Below are 19,208 nucleotides of genomic sequence, written 5' to 3' on the forward strand. Positions count from 1 at the left end.
ACCGAGATGAAGGTGGAGATCGACGAACGCCGGTGCTGTTCGGCAGGCCAGTGCGCGGTGCTCGCCCCGGATGTCTTCGACCAGCGCGAAGACACCGGGACGGTGGTGCTGCTGAACCCGAATCCGCCTGCCGAGCACCAGAATTCGGTGCGTGATGCGGCGGAATCGTGCCCGGGCATGGTCATCACTGTCACTGAGGACAGCTGAGCGCGACCTGGTTCGGATGGGGGGGGGGGGGCTTGTCGTCGGTCCTCTTCGCACCGGCGTCCGTTCCGGCGCTCGCGGGGCGAGTAGGGAGCGGTTTTGCCTAGCCGGGCCGGAAATAGCGCACACCGTCCACAGTGGACAGGCCGTGCCGGGGCGCGACGCGACCAAACGGGGTCGGGCCGCGCCCCGCCGTTCTCAGCGGGTGATCGGTGTCCAGCCTTGGGCGTAGACATTGCCGGTGTGGCTGCTGGTGACCTCGCCGACCGCCTGGAGGGTGTAGCTCCCGGACATGCCGTCCAGGGTGCCGGTCCAGGGTGGCTTGTCCCCACGAGCTGGAGTTGAGGGGCGAGCAGAAGCGCACGAACGCCCAGTAGTGGTACGCGGCGTCGCGGCAGAGCTGACCCTTCCCGATCTCGGTCCCGTCCGCGAGCCCCTTCACCGGCGCGGACGCCACGACGACGCTGCCAGCACCGAACGGCACCTCAACAACCGCCCCCGGAACCGCCCGTACTGAAGACACGCGAAGGCGGTCATGGCCACCGACCGGGCCGCACCCGGGAATCAACCGGCATGAGCGTGATGCCGCCGAAGTCGCACCTCGAACGAGTGCGATTGAAAATTCTTCTGCACCCGCGCGATTTATGGGGCTTGCGATCCGCACTACCGGCGGCGCCGACCGCAAATCCGCTGCTCGGCAGTCAGGCGGAAGCAGCCCCCTGGCAGCCAATCGGGTCGCAGTCGTCGGGATGGTTGCCGGTGATGGCGGCGTGGTCCAGTTTCACCGTGTTGCCGGCGCCGACGTGCATCCCGCCGCCCCGGGCTGCGGCGGTGTTCCCGGTGACGACGCTGTCGGCCAGGACCTGGGTCGCGCCGCCGTGGACACTGGAGATCGCGATGCCCCCGCCGCTGCCGCCCGCGACGTTGTCGGCGATCCTCGCACCGGTTATCCGGAACTGCGCGACCGGGCGCTTCCGAACGCTGTGCAGCGCGACGCCTCCGCCGTCTTGCCCGGCGCGGTTGCGGGCGAGCTGCCCGCCGGTGGCGGTCAGCTCGCCGGTGTGGTCGTAGACCCCGCCGCCGGAGCCGGGGGTTCCCGGCCGGACGGTGCCGGGCGAGCCGGTGCGGTTGTCGGCGATCGTCGTGCCGTCAAGGGTCGCCGCGCCCGCGCCGGTCCAGATTCCGCCCCCGTCGCCGGCGTTTCCGTCGTAGCCCCGAGTCGTCCCAGCGCCTCCGGCGCCCCCGTCGCCGGAAGTGTTGCGGCACACCGTGTCGCGGGCAAACGTCGTTTCGCCCGCGACGTAAGCCCCGCCGCCGTTCCCGCCGGGGCCGCCATGACCGGCGGATCCGCTGGGCGAACTCCCGACCGGCCCGCCGACCCCGCCGACCCCGGCCTTGTTGTCGCACACGGAACTGTCGGTGACCGTGGTGCGCTGGGTGCTCCAGATCCCGCCGCCGTGTCCGCCGTGCGCCCAGGTGTCCCCCTCGGTGCCGGGGGCCGCCGAACCGTCTCCGCCGTTCCCGGTCCGGTTTCCGCTGACCGAACTATGCTCGACCGTCAAGGCGCCTTGGCGGACCGCGATTCCGCCGCCGTTGCCGCCCGAACCGGGGAAACCTCCCGTGCCCACCCTCGCCCAGGGGCCGCCGTTTCCCGTGCCGTTGCCGGTGACGGTGCTGTCGGTGATCGACAGCGAGCCGCCCGAACTGAACACGCCGCCCCCGGACCCGCCGTCCGTCGCGGGCGCGCCGTCGCCGGTGGAATTGCCGCGGATCGTCACTCGGATCAGCGCCAGCGCACCGGTGTTGAGAATGCCGCCGCCGTCTTCGCCCGGCGCGGTGCGGCCGCCGGTGACCGAAAGATCGGAAATCGACACCCCCGCCGCGTCAGTGCGGAGAATGCGGAACGGCGCGGCCGTCTGCGTGCGGGCGAGAGTGGCGTGATGACCGTTGATAGTCGTCGGCTCGGTAATCGCGGGCAGCGCCGCGGCGAGCTGGTAGGTGCAATTCTCCGCCAGATCGAGCGAACTGCCCGGATGCGCGTTGGCGGCCGCGATGGCGGAACTGAGGCCGGCCGCGTCGCACGGGACCGGCGCGGCGGCCGTCCCCGGCATCGACAGCACTCCGACCGCCAGCACACTCGAACCCAGCAAGGAACGCATCACCACGACTTATCCCCTTTGCTCGCGAAGACCTTCCGGCGGCCGAGTTCACCACAACCGGAGATCACCGAAAGCGATTCCGCGACGAATTGGGCCGAGTGGCGCAGGAAATCCGTACCTTTTCGCTTGCGTTCGCATTGTTCCCGATCACCATTTCTTATCGGCGGCCCCGGTCAGCCGAAAAAGCGCAGGAGCGCCTCGGCGGTATCGGCGGGATTGTCCTCGGGCGCGAAATGCCCCGCGCCGGGGAGGTTCTCCCGCCGCGCGCCGGGGATCGCCGCGGCGAGCCGGTCGGCTGTCGCGAGGTCGAGCCACTGGTCGCGCTCGCCCCAGAGCACCAAGGTCGGCACCGCGACCCGGTCCAGCCGGTGCGCCACTTCGCGCACGTCGTCGAAGCGGACGGCGGCGACCTGGTCGATCCAGCGCTGCTGTCCCTCGGATCCGGCCCACGGCGCGAGATACGCGGCGGCGACCTGGTCCGGCATCGCCCGGTGGGTGGCGGTGCGCAGCCGGGGCGCGATGATGTCGGCGAAAACGTGCGGCGGCATGGTGCGGTAAGCGTCCGCGTGCCGCTGCATGTGCTCGGTGAACGGCGTGTTCCACGGACCGAGGACGGCCGCGTCGACCAGCGCCAGCCTGCTGACGGCCACGTTGTCGGCCAGATGCGCCCGCAGCACGATCCCGCCGCCGATGTCGTGGCCGACCAGTGCGGGCGAATCGAGCCGCCAATGCGCCACCAGTTCCGCGAGGGTCCTCGACTGCCGGGCGATCGACGGGGCGATGCCGGGGCCGGGACGGGAATCGCCGAAGCCGAGCAGGTCCCAGACGTGCACCGTGTGCCGGCGGGCCAGCACCGGGACCACTTCGCGCCACAGATAGGACGACGCCGGGGTGCCGTGGGTCAGGATCACCGGCGGCCCTTCGCCGAAGACGCCGGCCGCGACCTCGCCGCCGGACACCCGGATCCGGTCGGTCAGCGGCCAGGTCGAGGTGCACGTGGTCATAACACTCCTCCGTAAGGGGTAAAGTCGTCTTGCAACGGTTACCCTAGCAGGGAGTAAGGTGTGCAGATAGTTTTTAAGGGTTACGTGGCCGGAGCTGCCGCGGCGACGGACCTGGTCAACACGTCTCCCCGGGTGCGCAGCGCGGGTGACGCGCTCCCGGATTCCGCTTCCCTGGACCGATTTCTCGCCGAGCACAGCCTCCGCCCCGACGCGCCCAGGAAGAGCGACGACCTGGCGCGGGTGCACGCCCTCCGCGACGAGATCCGCGCCGTGCTGGAGGCGGACGAGGACGAGGCCGCCCGCCGGGCAGGCGAACTGGTCGCCCGCGCCGGAACCGGGCCCCGGCTGCACCGCGACGCCGACGGCCGCTGGCAGTGGCACGCCGAAACCGCGCCGCACGCGTCGCTGGCCGACGAACTGGCGGCGGTATTCGGGACCGGCCTGCTCGGCGCACTGCAGGCTCTCGGTCACGACCGGTTCCGGCACTGCGCCGCACCGGACTGCGACGGCGTCTTCGTCGACACCAGCCGTGCCGGACGCCGTCGCTACTGCATGCCCGACCTCTGCGGCAACCGCGTCAGCGTCGCCAACCACCGGGCTCGCAGCCGCGAACGGAGCTGACACCGCCGCTGACACCGGCGATCCTCCGCGTCTGAGCCGTGACAGCCGCGTGTCTCCCCGGCAGGCGAATGTGGTCACAACGAACCGCCAAGCCCAACCAGGGAGACCGAAAATGTCCACGTTCACCACCCCGAACCCCATCACCGCCGCCCTCACCGCCGCCGGCGCCCGCGTCCGGATCACCGCCAGCGAGCGCACCGAAACCGTCGTGCGGGTGCAGCCTGTCAACGCGGCGAACTCCACCGACGTGAAGGTCGCCGAGAAGACCAAGGTCGAGTTCGCCGACGGCGTGCTGTCGGTCAAGACGACCAAATCCGGCAGCCGGACCGGCTCCGTCGACATCGCGATCGAACTGCCCGCCGGGTCGAAGCTCGTCCTGAACACCGCTTGGACCGAGGTGCAGGCCGACGGCATCCTCGGCGACTGCGAGGTCAACATCGGCTCGGGCCAGGTTCAGCTCGACCGGGTCGCCGCGCTGCGCGGCAACCTCGGCGCGGGCGGGCTCGCGGTCGGCCACGTCGCCGGCGAAGCGGTCATCGAGGGCAGCACCGCAGGCCTGCGAATCGGCGAGGCCGACGGCGTGATCCGCTACCAGGGCACGAGCGGCAAGGTCTGGATCGGCCACGCCCGGGCCGACATCGACCTCGGCGGCGCGAACGGCAGCTTCGACATCGGGACGGCCGACGGCAGCGTCGTCGCCAAGGCGGCCCACTGCCCGATCCGGATCGGGCGGGTCACGCGCGGCCAGGTGGAACTGTCGAACGCGGCCGGCGGGATCGAGGTCGGCGTCAGCGCGGGCATCGCCGCCGACGTCGACGCGAAGAGCACGAAGGGCCTGGTCCGGAGCACTCTCGGCACGCCGGACAGCTCCGGCGCCGCGCTCAAGGTCCACGCCCGCACGCGGCTCGACGACATCGTTCTCTATCCCGCTGCCTGACCACCCGATCGGATGGCAGGATCGAGCAGGTGCAGATCAAGATCCTGGGTCCGTTCGAGGTCCTCGACGGGCAGGCAGCCGACGTTCCCGGCGCGCGGCTGCGCGGGCTGCTCGTCGCCCTCGCGCTCCGGCCGGGCCAGGTCGTCCCGAAGGCGACGCTGATCGACTGGATCTGGGGCGAGCAGCCGCCCGCCGAGGCCGCGAATGCCTTGCAACGCCTGGTTTCCCGGCTGCGCAAGGCATTGCCGGGAGCCGTCGTCGAAGGACTGACCGACGGCTACCGGCTGGCGCTCGACCCGGACGCGGTCGACGCGATGCGCTTCGAGCGGCTCGTCGCCCAGGCCCGGGCCCACGGGCCGGGGCGGCTGCGCGAAGCGCTGGAGCTGTGGCGCGGCCCGGCGATGCAGGACGTCGGCTTGCAGGACAGCGAGGCGTTCGACGCGGCGGCCACCCGGCTCGAAGCCCTGCGCCTGGCGGCCATGGAAGACCGGTTCGAAGCAGAACTCGATCTCGGCCGCGGCGCGGACCTCGTCGCCGAACTGACCGACCTGGTGGCCGCGCATCCGGTACGGGAGAAGCTTGTCGCCGCGCTGATGCGCGCGCTCGCCGCCGCGGGCCGCAACACCGAAGCGTTGCAAGCGTTTCAGCACCTCCGGGAAACGCTGGCCGACGAACTGGGCGCGGACCCGTCGCCCGAGCTGTCCGCGTTGCACGTGGCGTTGCTGCGCGGCGAGGTCGGACGGCGCGAGGAAAGCCGCAAGACCAACCTGCGCGCCGAGTTCACCAGCTACGTCGGCAAAGAAGCCGATGTCGCCGCCGTCCGGGACCTGGTGTCGCGACACCGGCTCACCACCCTGACCGGCCCCGGCGGATCGGGAAAAACCAGGCTGGCAACGGAAACCGCCCGCACGTTGGTCGACGGCCTGCACCACGGCGCGTGGCTGGTGGAGCTGGCCGCCATCGGGACCGGCGACGACGTCGCGCAGGCCACGCTGTCCGGGCTCGGCCTGCGCGACGCGCTGCTCGGCGAAGCGTCCTCCGCGCAACCGGTCGATCGGCTGGTCTCCGCCATCCGCGACCGCGAAATGGTGCTGGTGCTGGACAACTGCGAGCACGTCATCGAGTCCGCGGCCGCCCTCGCGCACCGGCTGCTCGGCGAGTGCCGCGGGTTGCGAATCCTCGCGACGAGCCGGGAACCGCTGGGCATCACCGGCGAGGCATTGTGGCCGGTCGAACCGCTCGCCCAGGCCGAGGCCGTCCAGCTGCTGCGGGACCGCGCGACGACGCGCCGCCGGGACCTCGTCGACGACCGGACGCTCTCGCGCATCTGCGCCGCGCTGGACGGGATGCCGCTCGCGATCGAACTGGCCGCGGTCCGGCTCCGCACGTTGTCCGCCGAGCAGCTCGCGGATCGCCTCGACGACCGGTTCCGGCTGCTGACCGGCGGCAGCCGCACCGCTCTCCCCCGGCACCGGACGCTGCGCGCGATGGTCGACTGGAGCTGGGAACTGCTCAGCGACGGCGAGCGGCTTGTGCTGAGCAGGCTGTCGGTGTTCGCCGGCGGCGCGAGCTTGGAGGCGGCCGAACGGGTCTGCGCGGGCGAACTGGTCGACGAGTACGAGGTGCTGGATCTGCTCACCGCGCTCAGCGACAAGTCCCTGCTCGTCGCGTTCGGCGAAGGCGAGCCGCGGTACCGGATGCTCGGCACCATCAAGGAGTACAGCGCCGCGCGGCTCGCCGAGGCCGGGGAAACCGAGCTGGCTCGGCAAGCGCATCTCGCGTATTTCACCGAACTGGCCGAGACCGCCGAACCCCATCTGCGCCGCGGCGAGCAACTTGAGTGGCTCGCGATTCTCAACGCAGAGCACGACAATCTCGTCTCGGCGATGCGCGGCGCGCTCGCGACCGGCGACGCCCACGCGGCGATGCGGCTCGCCGCCGCCTGCGGCTGGTACTGGTGGCTCGTGGGCCGCAAGGCCGAGGGCATGGAGCTGATCAGCGCCGCGATCGCGGTCCCCGGCGAGGTCCCCGACGAGACCAGGGCCGTGGTGTACGCCCTGACCTCGATGTTCGTCACGTCCGGACCCGGCGACGTGCCGGAAGCCGCGGAATGGATCCACCAGGCGTACGAGTTCGGCCGGCACGGCAGGCACGTCCACGCGGCGCTGCGGCTGGTGGTGCCGCTCGAAATGATGTTGCGCGACCTGGACGCGCTCCTGCCTTCCTGGGAGTCGCTGCTGAACGACGAGGATCCGTGGGTGCGCGCGTTGTCCCGGCTGCACATCGGGAAGCTGCGGATGATGCTCGGCCAGGACTGCGAATCCTGGTTCGACGAGTCGCTGGTCGAGTTCCGGGTGCTCGGCGAACGGTTCGGCATCTCGTTCGCGCAGACCGAACTCGCCGACTGCCTGGCCATGCGCGGCGAATTCGCCGAGGCCAGCGAACACTTCGACCAGGCGATCACCGTCGTCACCGAATTGGCCGCGCTCGACGACGTCGTCCAGATGCGCATGCGACAGGCCCGGCTGCACTGGCTCGCGGGCGACAAGGACGCCAGCACCGCCGCGATGGCCGAGGCGGAAAGCCTCGCGGAAGGCGTCACCTGGCCCGGGACCCTGGCTTCGCTCGCACTGGTCCGGACCGAACTGGCCCGGTGGAACGGCAACAAGCAGGACGCCTTCGAGCAGTTCGGCCAGGCGATGAGCCTGCTGGGAGACGAGGCGCGGCAACCGCATCTGCGGGCCGCGAACCACGACCTGCGCGCCTGGTTCACCGCCGACCTCGACGAGGCGCGCGAACACCGTGCCGCGGCCTGCGACGCGGCAGCGGAAACCGGACGCGCGCCAGTGATCGCGCAGATGGTCGTCGGAGTCGCTGACCTGGCGCTGCGGCGAGCGCAGTACGACCACGCCGCGCGCCTGCTGGCGGCGAGCTCGCAGGTGCTGGGCCGGAAGGACCTGTCCAACCCGGACGTGACGCGGATCGAGCAGGAGGCGCGCAACCACCTCAGCGAAGAAGCCTTCGACCAGGCCACCCGCGAGGGCACGGCAGCGCCGTGGGCCGAACTGGTCACGGCGCCCCTCGCACCCTGACGCGGCTCCCGGCTCGTGTCAGCGCCGTGACCGCCCGGTGTCTGGGCTCTCGGCGATCGTGGTGACATCAAGCCACCACGAGAGGATTCCCGATGAGCCAGCAGCTTTCCCCGGTCAAGGGCCTGCCGATGGACCGCGACGCCGGCCCGTTCGACCCGCCCGCCGCGATCACCGCGCTGCGCGAAACCCGCCCGGTCAGCCCGATGCTGTTCCCGGACGGCCACGAGGGCTGGCTGATCACCGGTTACGACGCGGTCCGGCAGGTGATGTCCGACGCGCGGTTCAGCAACCGCCTGGACCTCGGCGTGGTCCACGTGCCGTACGAGACGCCGGGAATGCCGGTCGCCACCGAGCCGTCGCCGCAGATCCCCGGCCTGTTCATCAGCATGGACACCCCCGACCACACCCGGTTGCGGCGCAAGCTCACCGGCGCGTTCACCGTCAAGCGGATGAAGCAGCTCGAAGACGGCATCGTCAAGATCACCGAACAGCAGCTGGACGCGGTCGCGCAGCTGGCGCCGCCGGTAGACCTCGTGCGGGAGTTCGCGCTGCCGGTGCCGTCGCTGGTGATCTGCGAGCTGCTCGGCGTTCCGTATGCCGACCGCGAGACCTTCCAGGCGAACTCGTCGAAGTTCATGGAACGGGACGTGAACCTCGAAGACAAGATGGCCGCGTTCGGCGGGATGATGGGCTACCTCGGCCAGCTGTGCGCGGACAAGCGCGCTGAGCCGGGCGAGGACATCCTGTCCGACCTGGCCCGCGACTCGGATCTCAGCATCGAAGAGCTGACCGGCATGGCGTTCCTGCTGTTGCTGGCCGGGCACGAGACGACCGCGAACATGCTGTCGCTGGGGGCGTTCGCGCTGCTGGAGAACCCTGCGCGGCTGGATGAACTGCGCGCCGACCCGACGCTCTTCCCGAATGCGGTGGAGGAGCTGATGCGCTACCTGTCGGTGGCTGACATCTTCTACCGCTATGCGACCGAGGACGTCGAGATCGCCGGCGAGACGATTCCGGCTGGGTCGACTGTGGTCGTGTCGCTGCTCGCCGCCAACCGCGATCCGGCTCACTTCGAGAACCCCGATGTGCTCGACCTGCACCGGAAGGTCCGGGGGCAGGTGGCGTTCGGGCACGGGGTCCATCAGTGTCTCGGGCAGCAGCTGGCTCGGATCGAGATGCGGGCCGGGTTTGAGGGGCTGCTGCGCCGCTTCCCCGGACTGCGGCTCGCGGTTCCGGCGGCTGAGGTTCCGTTGCGGACGAACATGAACATCTATGGGGTGCACGAACTTCCGGTCACCTGGTCCTGACCGTCCACTGAGGAGCTTAGACGAACGAGACGGCACCGGGAGGCGATCCTTCAGCCCGACACCACGGGCTCCGCGCGGGAGATCGCCGAGAACTCCGGACGGGACGGCTGCTGGCGCTGATCCGCTCCGAGATCGCCTTCGCCCGCAACGGAATGTTGGACTGGAAACTGGAAGCGCCCGTCGGTGTTCGCCTCGAACCCCTCGCCTTCGAGGCGAACACCGATCCCCCTACGCCGGGGCCTGGAACCCGCCGATCCGCTCCTCCAGCAGCTCGGCCAGCTTCAACGGCGTCCGGTCCTCGAACATCGGCCCGACCAGCTGCACCCCCACCGGCAGCCCCTCGGCGGACAGGCCCGCGGGCATCGCCGTCGCGGGCAGGCCGGGCATGGTGGCCACACCGGCCCAGACGAGCTGGTCGAAGAACGGGTATTCGACCCCGTCGATGTCGAGCCGGCAGGCCAGCAGATCGGGATTGTGGTCGTGCGGGAACGCGGGCGTCGGCGTCACCGGGCACACCACCGCGTCGAACTGGGCGAAGAATTGCCGCCAGGCGTGGCGGTGCAGTTCTCGGCGGTTGTTGACCTCCAGCCAATCGCGGTGGGTGAGCACCATTCCGCGCAACCGCGACGCGTCGAGGGACTGGTCGTCGGCGCTCAGTCCGGCGGCGCGGGTCTGCAGCTGTTCGTACGCGTCGACGGGGAAACGCGCGACGGAGCCTGAAAACAGCAGCTGTGTGTAGAGGGCCGCGGCTTCGGTCAGGTCGGGCAGCAGCGCGCTGTGGCGTTCGACGCTGGCCCCGCCGTCAGCCAGGGCGTCGGCTACCCGGTTCACGCCTGCCCGGACCGCGGCGCTGGTCGGGATGAGCGGATGGTCTTCGAGGATCAGGACCCTGAAGTCGCTCAACTGTTCGTGGCGTGCGGGCGGCAGGGCTAACTCGTGCGCCACGCCGTACGTCAGCGGGTCCGGTCCGGCCATGACGTCCAGCAGGAGCGCGAGGTCTCGGGCGGTGCGCGCCATCGGGCCGACGACGGCGAGGTCCAGGTCGACCGGCAACGCCGGCCCGGGCGGAGCGACCATGCCGCGGTTCGCGACCAGTCCGAGGGACGGCTTGTGTCCGTAGACGCCGCAGAAATGCGCGGGGGTGCGCAGCGAGCCGCCGATGTCGGAGCCGATGGACAGTGCGCCGAAGCCGGCCGCGAGGGCAGCCGACGAACCGCCGGAGGAGCCGCCGGGGGTGCGGTCGTGGTTCCACGGGTTGTTGGTGGTGCCGTAGACCGGGTTGGAGCTCTGCAAGCCTTGCAAGCCCAAGGGCACGTTGGTCTTGCCCAGGATCACCGCGCCCGCCGCCTTGAGCCGCGACACCTGGACCGCGTCCTCGGCGGGCATGAAGTCCCGGTGCTGCGGCATGCCCCAGGTCGTGGGAAGTCCGGTGACGTTGTAGCACTCCTTGACCGTCACCGGGATGCCGAGCAGCGGCCGGTCCTCGCCGCGGGCGCGCGCCTGGTCGGCCTCCCGCGCGGCGGCGCGGGCACGGTCGAAGTCCGGCACGCAGATCGCGTTGAGCGCCTTGTCTTCCCGCTCGATGCGGGCGATCGCCTCGTCGGTCAGCTCCTCCGACGTCACTTCACCAGCACGCAAAGCAGCCGTGAGTTCTTCGGCCGACTGAAAGTTCCGCTCCATGAATTTGACCGTAACGGGTACCCGGAGGAGCCATAAAATATGAATTCGCACAACAGGGAGAGGCTCATTTGCCAGTGAGCGTCCACACTGGACGGGGGCGAACGTGATCACGGTCATCCGCGGAGCGTGGATCGTCGACGGCGAGGGCGGCCGGGGCGAGGTGGTGATTGACGGGGAGCGGATCACGGAGGTCGGGGCGCGAGTGCCGGTGCCGCCTGGCGCGCGGGTGGTCGACGCATCCGGCGGCACGCTCCTGCCCGGTTTCGTCGATTGCCACACCCATTCCTTTCCCGGCTCGCCGATTCAGGCCTTGGCGCTGGGCGTGACCACGGAGCTGGACATGTTCTCCTCGCCGGAAATCGCGGCGACGCTGCGGGCGTCGTCCGCGCGGCGCGCCGGGATGGCCGAGGTGCGGTCGGCGGGCACCGGGGCCAGCGCGCCGGGCGGGTATCCGGCGATGCTGGTCGAAAGCGGCGTCTACCCGCCGTACCCCACGCTCGCCGAGCCGGAAGAGGCGGCGGCGTTCGTGCGGGATCGGGTCGCCGAGGGGTCCGATTACCTCAAGATCATCATCGAGGACGGGCAAGCGTACGGCCAGAACCTGCCGTGTCTGCGGCCGGAGGTGGTCGCGGCGCTGACTCGGGCCGCGCACGAGCACGGTTTGCTTGCCGTGGCGCACGTGAGCACGCGGGCCGCCACGGTCACGGCGCTGGAAGCGGGCGTCGATGTGCTGGCGCACGTCTTCACTGACGTGCCCGGCGACGCGGAAATCGCCGCGGCCATCGCCGAATCCGGTACGGCAGTGGTGCCGACGCTGGTTCAATTCGAGGGCCGGGACGGCGGCGGGCTGGCCGAAGATCCCCGGATCCGCCCGTACTTGCATCCGGCGAGCCTGCCGGGCCTCGCCGCCGACCGCGATCAGGGCCGGCTCGAGAACGCACTCGCGACGACGCGGCTCATCCACCGCCACGGCGGCACGCTGCTGGCGGGCACCGACACGCCCAATCCCGGCACGACCGCGGGTGCCAGCGTGCACCGCGAACTGGAGTTGCTGGTGCGGGCCGGGCTCTCCCCGTTGGCCGCCCTCGCCGCGGCGACCAGCGAGCCCGCCCGGGTGTTCGGGCTGGCCGGACGGGGCCGGATCGCGCCGGGGCAGCAGGCGGACCTGCTGCTGGTCGACGGTGATCCGACCAGCGACATCACGGCCACCCGGTCGGTACGCGCAGTGTGGCGGCGTGGCGAGCGGTTCGATCGCGACGCGTATCGGGCTGGGCTCTCCTGAGTGCCCGGTTCAGGCCGGTGCGCGCGGCGTGGCGACGCAGCCAGCGGTTCGATCGCGACCCATACCGGGACGAGATCTCCTGACCGGCGCGCGCGGGCGTGGCGACGCGGCAAGCGGCTAGATCGAGACGCGTGCCGGGCCGGGCTCTCCTGAGCGCCCGGATCAGGCCGCTGCGCGCGGTCTGGCGACGCAGCCAGCGATTCAATCGCGACCCATACCAGGCCGAGCCGTCAAGACCACCCGGATCAGGCCGGTTTGGTCGCGGTCACCGTGCGCACCGGCGGGTACATGGCGAACGTCCATCCCGACCGGTCGACGTCGGCCAGCCCGGCGGCGGTCGCGGTGTGCGCGTGTTCCTTGGTCCGGCTGAAGTCGATCACGCCGAGCTTGCCGCCGGGGCGCAGCACGCGGGCGGCTTCGCGGATTGTCTTCTGCCGCAACGACTTGTCGTGGATGTTGTGGATCGACACACAGGCCAGCACGACGTCCACCGACGCGTCCGGCAAGGGCAGCTCGCTCATGTCGCCGTCGATCAGGCGCACCCGCTCGGCCACGCCGAGGATGCGCGCGTTGGCCATGCAGCGTTCGCGGGTGGAGCCCGCCTGGTCCGCGCCGCGCCACAGGTCGATGCCGACCGCCTCTCCCCCGGTCGCGATCTTCGCCGCGCCCAGCAGCATCAAGCCGCTCCCGCAGCCGAGGTCGAGTACGTCGTCGTCCGGCCGGATCCGCAGCCGCCGCAGCAGCCGGTCGCGGACCGTCAGTTTTCCGCGCAGCGAGCTGTAGACCATCGCGCCGGCGACCAGCACGCCCACCGCGGCCAGCCAGTATCCGACACCGCCGAGGTGCACGACGCCGGTCAGTTCGAGCACGATCAGCGCCGCGCCCGCGAGAGCGAGCGCGGTATACGCCGCCACGATCGGCGGGGCGTCCAGTCCGAAGAACGGCTTGTCCTGCCGCATGTCTTCGCCTCGTCTCAGTCAGGTTCCCGACGGTATACCCAAGGCACGCAACGCGGGACCCGCCGTTTCGGGGGCCATCTGCCCGGCCAGTGACACCAGGTGTTCGGTCGCGGTCTGCCGGGCCTGTTCGGCGGCGGCCCGGCCCGCGGCTCCCGCGTCGGAACCGGTCTTGAAGCCGAAATAAGCCGAGACGAGTACGCCGATCGGGGTGTCGACCGCCCCGATGAGGCCGACGGTGCTCGCGGTGTCGCCGTGGAATTTCCAGATCACGACGACGTCCAGCAGTGCGAGCACCACGATCCCGGCCAGCACGGCCACGATCGCGTACCGCGCGGTGGCTGCTCCGGTCTGGTCTGCGGGCATGGATTCCTCCTGGTGCTGCGGACGGTTTCAGGCCGACTCGACGATCTCCACCTCGCCGATGACCGTCGAGGCGACGACGGTGACCGGCTTGCCGCCGCCCTCGGCGGCTTGGTTGCGGCGCTCGCCGAGGAGGCTCCAGCCGCGCAGCGTCACCGGGGTTCCGGCGGGCACGGCGACCCGGATCTTGCCGATGACCGAGGTGAGCTTGAGCGTGGCGCCGTCCCCGGGCTCGGCGGCGACCAGATCGGTTCCGCCGATGACCGTCGTGACGGATTCCTGCCGCCACCCGGCGGGCAAGGCGGGCCGGCTGCCGCCGAAAAGGCTGAAACTCATCCTGGCTGCTCCTCGGTCGTCGTGGGAATGAGGTCGGTGAGCGCGGCGAGCAATGCGCTGCCGTCGGGAACCCCGAGGCCGGTGCACGGATTCCAGCCCTCGCCCGCCCGATAGGCTCCGTTGCTGCCTTCCCGGACCGGCCGGAACACGGACCGGACGGCCGAGTTGTAAAGCAACGGGGCGATCCAGCCCGCGCGGCGGCCGAGCGTCTGGTTGATCCGAGCGGTCAGCGCCGCGAGCAACGGGGCCACGGCGCTGGTCCCGCCGACCGCCCGCGAACTGCCGGCCACCACGATCCGGTACGCGGTGGCGTGATCGGCGTTGCCCGCGAGATCGGGCAGGCCGCGTCCGGCCGCGCCACCCGGATTCGCGCACGCGGGCACGCTGGCGTCGCGCTGCCAGCCGGGCGGGCCGAACACTTCGCTGATCCCGCCGCCGCTCGAACCGTATTGGCCCTGCCACACGACTTCGCCTGCGATGGCGCCGCTGCTGACGGTGAGGGTAGTGCCGCCGCAGGCCAAGGCATGAGGGCTGCTGGCGGGGAGTTCCACGTGTGCCCGGCCGTCGCGTTGGCCGGCTCCGGACCCGGCGTCGCCCGTCGAGCAGCACACGGTGATCCCCAGCAAGGCCGCCTCGGCGAACAGTTGGTCGAAGGCCTGCTGGGCCGCCGCGGTGAACAACGCTTCGGCCGCTCCCCAGCTGATCGACAGGACCGACGGGTTGCGAGCAGCGTCATGGATGGCGGTGGACAGGACGTCCAGGAAACCGCGCTCGGTGTTCGGCGCGAAGTAGACCGCGAGCGCCGCTCCGGGTGCCGCCGCCGCGGCGACCTGGATGTCCAGCGCGACCTCGCTGTCCGAGCTGTTCGAGTTGTTCGGCGGAACCGCGCCCGGGTCGGTCGGTGCGCCGTCCACGCTGATGGTCTCGATGCCGGGCACCGGCAGGCCGAGTCCGGCGCAGTAGGCCGCGGTGTCGGCGGGACGATGTGCGCCGCCCAGCTCGATCAGCGCGATGGTCTGGCCGGTGCCGTCGGAATTCGCCGGGAATCCGTACAGCACCGCGATATCCGCCGCGCTGAGCACTGCCGGATCTGTGGTGTCGGCGAGGCTGCTGTGCGGGCGGGCGGCGGGGCGTTCGTCCAAGCCGAACACGCCGTCGATCACCGGTTCCAGGTCGGCGGGCAGGCTGATCACGCCTTCCCGGCCGCGATGCCGTCCGGCGGGCGAGTCGTACCAGCCGAACTCCACCCCGAACGCGGCGGACAGCGCGGCGAGCGTGCCGGAGAGGGTCATGGTGCGCCGGGCGAGATCGGTGCCGAGCACGGTCAGGTCGTGCCGGGCGGCGAAGGCGGTCACCGCTTCGGCATCAGCCGGATCCGCGCCGTGCCGCGCGGTGAGTTCCGCCCGCGACAGCCGCATTCCCGGCCGCGGGGCCAGCGGCGTGCGGTTCCGGAGCAGCACGGTGACCTCGGCGGTGAGCGTCGGCTCGGGTCGTCCGGCCAAGGTCGCGCCGGGCGGGACGGCGCGGCGGCTTCCGGTCAGCGTGACGTTCACTCAGGCGCTCCGGAACTGGTCGCGGAACCGGCGGAAGGCCAGCACCGTCCGGTCGGCGTTGTCGTAGTCCGGCTCGACGTCGATCAGGTTCTCCCAGATCGGCAGATCCTGTTCCACCCCGGCCCGGCTGCGTTCCAGCAGATACCGGTACAGCTCCTCGCTGCGTTGCGCGGGCATCGCTTCGTGCGCGGACAGCGGCACTGCCAGGGAGAACCGGATCACGCAGCCGCCCTCGCGCCGAGGCGTGGCCGCCGTAATGGCCACATACGGGTAGTCGCCGCCCATCCGGGACACGACCACGTGCGGGCTGTAGGCCGTCGCCTCGAACGGGACCGCGACGGACTTCTCGCCGCCGCGCTGCCACTCGGACTTGGGCAGCACGAACACCCCACGCGCGGTGAGGCTGTCCCGATCGCCGGGGACGAGCGTGAGCCCGGGATCCTCGCCGATGCCGTGCACCGGGCGGAAATGCGTGCCGTCAAAGGCATTCTCGATCACCAGGTCCGCACGCACCCGCGCGGGAAGCGTGAACCCGGGAAGGAACAGATGGGTGACCGCGAGTTTGTCCAGCAGTTCGGCGAACGGCCCGCCGTCGCCGGTCTCCCAGCCCGCGAACACCAGGCCGCCATAGCCGAGCACCGCGTGCTCGCGGACCCGGTACCGGCCCGGAGCCTGCTCGCCGATCCCGATCCGCTTGCCGTGGAAGGGACAGACGATCGCCGACCCGTCGAGCTGCCCGCCGTGTCCCAGGTGCGCCCCTCGGTGCGGGCAGGCGGCATCGGCGGCGCGGAGCCCGTCCGGTGTGCGCGCCAGCACGATCCGCGCCGGTCCGAGATCGACCGGGGTCAGCCCGGGGTGCAGCTCATGTTCGAAGGCTGCTTGATACCACCCTGCGTACATGCGTCCTCCAAATCGGCGACCAGCACTCGTGCCGCGAGCAATGCGGCGCTCTCCGGGCACAGCGGTGCGTTGCCCTCGCGAGGCAGCGCCGCGGCCTGAGCCGGTGTGAGGTCGAGCGGCGGCCGGTAGCGGCGGAAATGCACTCGAACTCCGGACGGACGGGGTTCGACGGCGGCCACCGCGGGTCCCATCGACACCCGGATCCGGGCGCGCAGCCGCGAGTACTCGGCGTCGGAGAGTTCCACGACCTGCCCGGCGAGCAGCCACGTCCGCACGCCGTCCAGCACGCCCATGCCGATCGCGCCTGCCTTGGTCTCGGGCAGTTCGCGGCCCTGATTGTCCGGCACGGCAAGGAATTCAGCCCGCGCCAGCCGTTCGTCCGGGCACGCGGCCAGCAGCAGCGCGTGCACCGTCTGCCGAAGTTCGCGTACGGCCGGGCGGTCCTGAACCGGGCGAACTCGGCCGGCCTTCGCAAGCCCGTACACACACCAGCCGTCCGCGGCAGCGAGCCATTCCGGAGACTCGGGCCGCCGCAGGAACCGCGCCGGGCTGGCGAGCCTGGCCGGGGGCAGCCGGTCCAGCAGCGCGCGTGCCACCGGCTCCACCAGATCGTCGCCGATGCCGGGCCGGGAGCCGAGGATCGCGGTCGCCACCCGCCAGGCCAGCGCCTCCGGTACGGGCATCGCCAGCCAGTGCAGCGCCGCCCGCAGCCACAACCGCCACGCCCGCTTCTGTTCGCCCGCAGCCTCCGCGACGCGGGCAAGGCATACGTTGGCATGCACCGCATCGCTGTCGGTCCGAACGCCCTCGACCGTCGCGAAAGCCCGCTCGTAGTACTCCCGGGCCCGCACGTGATCGCCTTGCCGCCGGTACAGCCGGGCCTGGTTGATGCGATTGACGTACTCCAGCCCGAAGTCACGCGGCCGCAGCAAGGCGGCACGGCGCTCGATGTCGCGCTCGGCCGCCAGCGCCTCGGCAGGCTGCCCGCCGCGCAACAGAGCCAGCGCCGTGATGTTGCTCAGGTACAGCCGTTCCCGCTTTCGCGCGTCCGGCCGCAGCTCGGCCGCTCGGGTCAGGTACTTCAGCGCGTCGGCCGCCTCCGCGGTCATGGCGAGTCCCCAACCCTTGGCTTGCCCGAGGAATCCGTACAGCTGCGCGGGAAGCGCGGGATCGGGATCCGGCACGGCAGCGGCTTCGGCGTAGCGGCACAACGCGATCCGCATGGCCTGCAGCCCCGCTTCCACGGCAGCGCGCCGGAGCGGGGTCGGGGCGCGTTCCGCCGCGCGCTCGGCGAGCCGGACGGCCAGACCGCCCGCGCCCGCACGCAGCGCCGACCACGCGATTCGGGCCAGCCGTCCCGCATCGGCGGGATCCGGGCTGCCATGGAAGCGGGCGTAGGCGTGCAGCCACGGCACGCCCGCCGACCGGGCTGCCAGCTCGTCGTAGTCCCGCTGGGCTCCCCCGGCGCGCCAGCCCGGCGGTATCAGCAGCTGGCCGCCGCGCAGCGCCACGAGTCCGTCCAGTCCGGCCGCGTCCACTTGCAACGCCAGCACCAACACGGGATCGAGCAAACCGGGCACCAGTCCGAGAATCCGCGCGGCCGACGGCGCGGCCGGCTCATCCCAGACCGAGCCGGAGACCACGCGGCCACCGGCGGCGCGCAGGCCCTCGGCGAGGAAATCCAAGTACGCCAAGTCTTCGGGCTCCGCTGAATCGCCGGGCAGCAGTACCAGGGTGGTCTCCGCGGCGCGGTCGCCCAGGACGGCCAGAGCTGTTTCGGCGAACCCCGCAGCCGCCAGCACCCCCGCGTCGCCCGCGGCCTCCACGTCGATGCCGCCGCTGATCCGGCCGCCGTGCCCGGCCGCGCCCGGGGCGGCAAACGGATCCTCGCCGTAGGCAGCGAGTTCCGGCAGGACGAACGGGACGGCGAGCTGGGCGGCGATCTGGCGGGCCGCGCCGTGCGGCTGCCACGAGCCCAGGGTCAGGTCAGCCACCAGCGGCGGTTCAGTCATCGCCGGCCACCGGGCCGAGAGCCAGGGAGTACACGGTCGAGGCGGTCACACCGTCCAGTCGCAGCAGATCGTCGAGTTCGTGGTCGAAGTAGCCGCCGAGGTTGACCGCGCCGAGCCCGAGCGCCGCCGCGGCCAGGCCGAGGTTCTGCGCCACGTGCCCGGCCTCCAGCAACGCGAACCGGTAACCACGGTCGCCGTATTTGAAAGTCGCCCGCTCGAACCAGGCTGTGAGGAACACCAGGATCCGGGCCTCGGTGACGATCTCGCGCTGCACGTAGCAGGCGGCGAGGTCGCGCGTGAGGTCCCCGTCGTGCAGGTGGCGCAGCACGGCACCCGCCGGGTCGTAGTGGTAGAGCCCCGAACGCAGCCCGGTCACCCCGGTCGCGTGCAGGTACACCTCCAGCGGGTACAGGCCACCGGGCGAGGGCGTCGTGCGGAACGACCGCGGCTGGCCGCCACCGGCCGGGCGGTTCACCGCGTACGCGTGGTGCAGCACCGAGGCGAGCGCGTCGAAGTCCACAGTGGACTGTGCGAACTCGCGGACGCTGGTCCGGCCGCGCAGCACCGGACCCAGTTCGGCGGTCAGCGGCCGGGGCCGCTCCGGCAGCGGCACCGCCGGGTACTGCGCGTACTCCAGCGTTTCGTGCAGCTGCCGCATCCTGGCCAGCACCGCCGCGTCCGGCAGCGCCAGGAAATGCCGCGTGGTCTTAGAATTCTCGTGGAACACGCTCCACAGCTCGTCCTCGGGCGCGGGCGGATGGGTCAGCTGGTCCCACAGTTCCTGGGTCGTCACATCAGGTCC

Annotated in this window: 16 protein-coding genes; 6 read left to right on the forward strand and 10 right to left on the reverse strand. The window is 71.4% G+C overall.

What is annotated here, in order from left to right; translation table 11 throughout:
- Window positions 1-6: 6 nt before the first annotated feature.
- A complete protein-coding gene (locus tag ACFXI3_RS08120) occupies window positions 7-207 on the forward strand; it encodes a ferredoxin (protein WP_378398834.1) in 201 nt (66 codons plus the stop codon).
- A 698-nt stretch (window positions 208-905) separates the two neighbouring features.
- On the opposite strand, the gene ACFXI3_RS08125 is transcribed toward ACFXI3_RS08120, so the two are convergent.
- Both ACFXI3_RS08125 and ACFXI3_RS08130 read right to left on the reverse strand, forming a co-directional pair.
- Complete coding sequence (locus ACFXI3_RS08125; protein WP_378398836.1) at window positions 906-2,369, reverse strand: hypothetical protein; 1,464 nt, start codon at window positions 2,367-2,369, stop codon at window positions 906-908.
- 167 nt (window positions 2,370-2,536) lie between these two features.
- Window positions 2,537-3,367 (reverse strand): alpha/beta fold hydrolase, encoded by an 831-nt coding sequence (locus ACFXI3_RS08130; protein ID WP_378398838.1) that lies wholly within the window; start codon window positions 3,365-3,367, stop codon window positions 2,537-2,539.
- A gap of 60 nt (window positions 3,368-3,427) precedes the next feature.
- On the opposite strand from ACFXI3_RS08130, the gene ACFXI3_RS08135 reads away from it, so the two are divergent.
- The 4 genes from ACFXI3_RS08135 (at window position 3,428) to ACFXI3_RS08150 (ending at window position 9,324) form a co-directional block, all read left to right on the forward strand.
- The gene (locus ACFXI3_RS08135; protein ID WP_378398840.1) at window positions 3,428-3,988 is read left to right on the forward strand and encodes a CGNR zinc finger domain-containing protein; all 561 of its coding nucleotides are present in this window, start codon (window positions 3,428-3,430) and stop codon (window positions 3,986-3,988) included.
- A 112-nt stretch (window positions 3,989-4,100) separates the two neighbouring features.
- Window positions 4,101-4,925 (forward strand): hypothetical protein, encoded by an 825-nt coding sequence (locus tag ACFXI3_RS08140; RefSeq protein WP_378398842.1) that lies wholly within the window; start codon window positions 4,101-4,103, stop codon window positions 4,923-4,925.
- Window positions 4,926-4,954: 29 nt separating this feature from the next.
- The gene (locus tag ACFXI3_RS08145; RefSeq protein ID WP_378398844.1) at window positions 4,955-8,017 is read left to right on the forward strand and encodes a BTAD domain-containing putative transcriptional regulator; all 3,063 of its coding nucleotides are present in this window, start codon (window positions 4,955-4,957) and stop codon (window positions 8,015-8,017) included.
- Between the two features lie 92 nt (window positions 8,018-8,109).
- Window positions 8,110-9,324 (forward strand): cytochrome P450, encoded by a 1,215-nt coding sequence (locus ACFXI3_RS08150; RefSeq protein ID WP_378398846.1) that lies wholly within the window; start codon window positions 8,110-8,112, stop codon window positions 9,322-9,324.
- Between the two features lie 228 nt (window positions 9,325-9,552).
- On the opposite strand, the gene ACFXI3_RS08155 is transcribed toward ACFXI3_RS08150, so the two are convergent.
- Window positions 9,553-11,004 (reverse strand): amidase, encoded by a 1,452-nt coding sequence (locus ACFXI3_RS08155; protein ID WP_378398848.1) that lies wholly within the window; start codon window positions 11,002-11,004, stop codon window positions 9,553-9,555.
- A 103-nt stretch (window positions 11,005-11,107) separates the two neighbouring features.
- Between ACFXI3_RS08155 and ACFXI3_RS08160 the strand changes: the two genes are divergently transcribed.
- The gene (locus tag ACFXI3_RS08160) at window positions 11,108-12,286 is read left to right on the forward strand and encodes an amidohydrolase family protein (protein ID WP_378398850.1); all 1,179 of its coding nucleotides are present in this window, start codon (window positions 11,108-11,110) and stop codon (window positions 12,284-12,286) included.
- Between the two features lie 245 nt (window positions 12,287-12,531).
- On the opposite strand, the gene ACFXI3_RS08165 is transcribed toward ACFXI3_RS08160, so the two are convergent.
- The 7 genes from ACFXI3_RS08165 to ACFXI3_RS08195 are packed head-to-tail and all read right to left on the reverse strand — an operon-like array spanning window position 12,532 to window position 19,199.
- Window positions 12,532-13,245, reverse strand: coding sequence for a class I SAM-dependent methyltransferase (locus ACFXI3_RS08165; protein WP_378398852.1), 714 nt, complete (start codon window positions 13,243-13,245; stop codon window positions 12,532-12,534).
- 18 nt (window positions 13,246-13,263) lie between these two features.
- Window positions 13,264-13,608, reverse strand: coding sequence for a hypothetical protein (locus ACFXI3_RS08170; protein ID WP_378398854.1), 345 nt, complete (start codon window positions 13,606-13,608; stop codon window positions 13,264-13,266).
- A gap of 27 nt (window positions 13,609-13,635) precedes the next feature.
- Window positions 13,636-13,941, reverse strand: a complete 306-nt coding sequence (locus ACFXI3_RS08175; protein WP_378398856.1) for a hypothetical protein — start codon at window positions 13,939-13,941, stop codon at window positions 13,636-13,638.
- Complete coding sequence (locus tag ACFXI3_RS08180) at window positions 13,938-15,494, reverse strand: protease pro-enzyme activation domain-containing protein (protein WP_378398857.1); 1,557 nt, start codon at window positions 15,492-15,494, stop codon at window positions 13,938-13,940. The genes ACFXI3_RS08175 and ACFXI3_RS08180 overlap by 4 nt, the downstream gene beginning before the upstream one ends.
- A complete protein-coding gene (locus tag ACFXI3_RS08185; RefSeq protein ID WP_378398859.1) occupies window positions 15,495-16,394 on the reverse strand; it encodes a Rieske 2Fe-2S domain-containing protein in 900 nt (299 codons plus the stop codon).
- Entirely contained in the window at window positions 16,340-18,406 is a 2,067-nt protein-coding gene (locus tag ACFXI3_RS08190) for a hypothetical protein (RefSeq protein WP_378398861.1), read from the reverse strand. Before ACFXI3_RS08190 ends, ACFXI3_RS08185 begins: the two co-directional genes overlap by 55 nt.
- Entirely contained in the window at window positions 18,399-19,199 is an 801-nt protein-coding gene (locus ACFXI3_RS08195; RefSeq protein WP_378398862.1) for a SagB/ThcOx family dehydrogenase, read from the reverse strand. Before ACFXI3_RS08195 ends, ACFXI3_RS08190 begins: the two co-directional genes overlap by 8 nt.
- Window positions 19,200-19,208 lie beyond the last annotated feature (9 nt).

The organism is Amycolatopsis sp. NPDC059235, from assembly GCF_042754125.1.
GTDB classification, from domain to species: domain Bacteria; phylum Actinomycetota; class Actinomycetes; order Mycobacteriales; family Pseudonocardiaceae; genus Amycolatopsis; species Amycolatopsis albidoflava.

Excerpts from the sequence above, each read along its gene's own strand:
- ACFXI3_RS08120 (WP_378398834.1), top strand. The coding sequence starts at position 7 with ATGAAGGTGGAGATCGACGAACGCCGGTGCTGTTCGGCAGGCCAGTGC.
- ACFXI3_RS08130 (WP_378398838.1), bottom strand. The coding sequence starts at position 3,367 with ATGACCACGTGCACCTCGACCTGGCCGCTGACCGACCGGATCCGGGTG.
- ACFXI3_RS08140 (WP_378398842.1), top strand. The coding sequence starts at position 4,101 with ATGTCCACGTTCACCACCCCGAACCCCATCACCGCCGCCCTCACCGCC.
- ACFXI3_RS08150 (WP_378398846.1), top strand. The coding sequence starts at position 8,110 with ATGAGCCAGCAGCTTTCCCCGGTCAAGGGCCTGCCGATGGACCGCGAC.
- ACFXI3_RS08155 (WP_378398848.1), bottom strand. The coding sequence starts at position 11,004 with ATGGAGCGGAACTTTCAGTCGGCCGAAGAACTCACGGCTGCTTTGCGT.
- ACFXI3_RS08165 (WP_378398852.1), bottom strand. The coding sequence starts at position 13,245 with ATGCGGCAGGACAAGCCGTTCTTCGGACTGGACGCCCCGCCGATCGTG.
- ACFXI3_RS08170 (WP_378398854.1), bottom strand. The coding sequence starts at position 13,608 with ATGCCCGCAGACCAGACCGGAGCAGCCACCGCGCGGTACGCGATCGTG.
- ACFXI3_RS08175 (WP_378398856.1), bottom strand. The coding sequence starts at position 13,941 with ATGAGTTTCAGCCTTTTCGGCGGCAGCCGGCCCGCCTTGCCCGCCGGG.
- ACFXI3_RS08185 (WP_378398859.1), bottom strand. The coding sequence starts at position 16,394 with ATGTACGCAGGGTGGTATCAAGCAGCCTTCGAACATGAGCTGCACCCC.
- ACFXI3_RS08190 (WP_378398861.1), bottom strand. The coding sequence starts at position 18,406 with ATGACTGAACCGCCGCTGGTGGCTGACCTGACCCTGGGCTCGTGGCAG.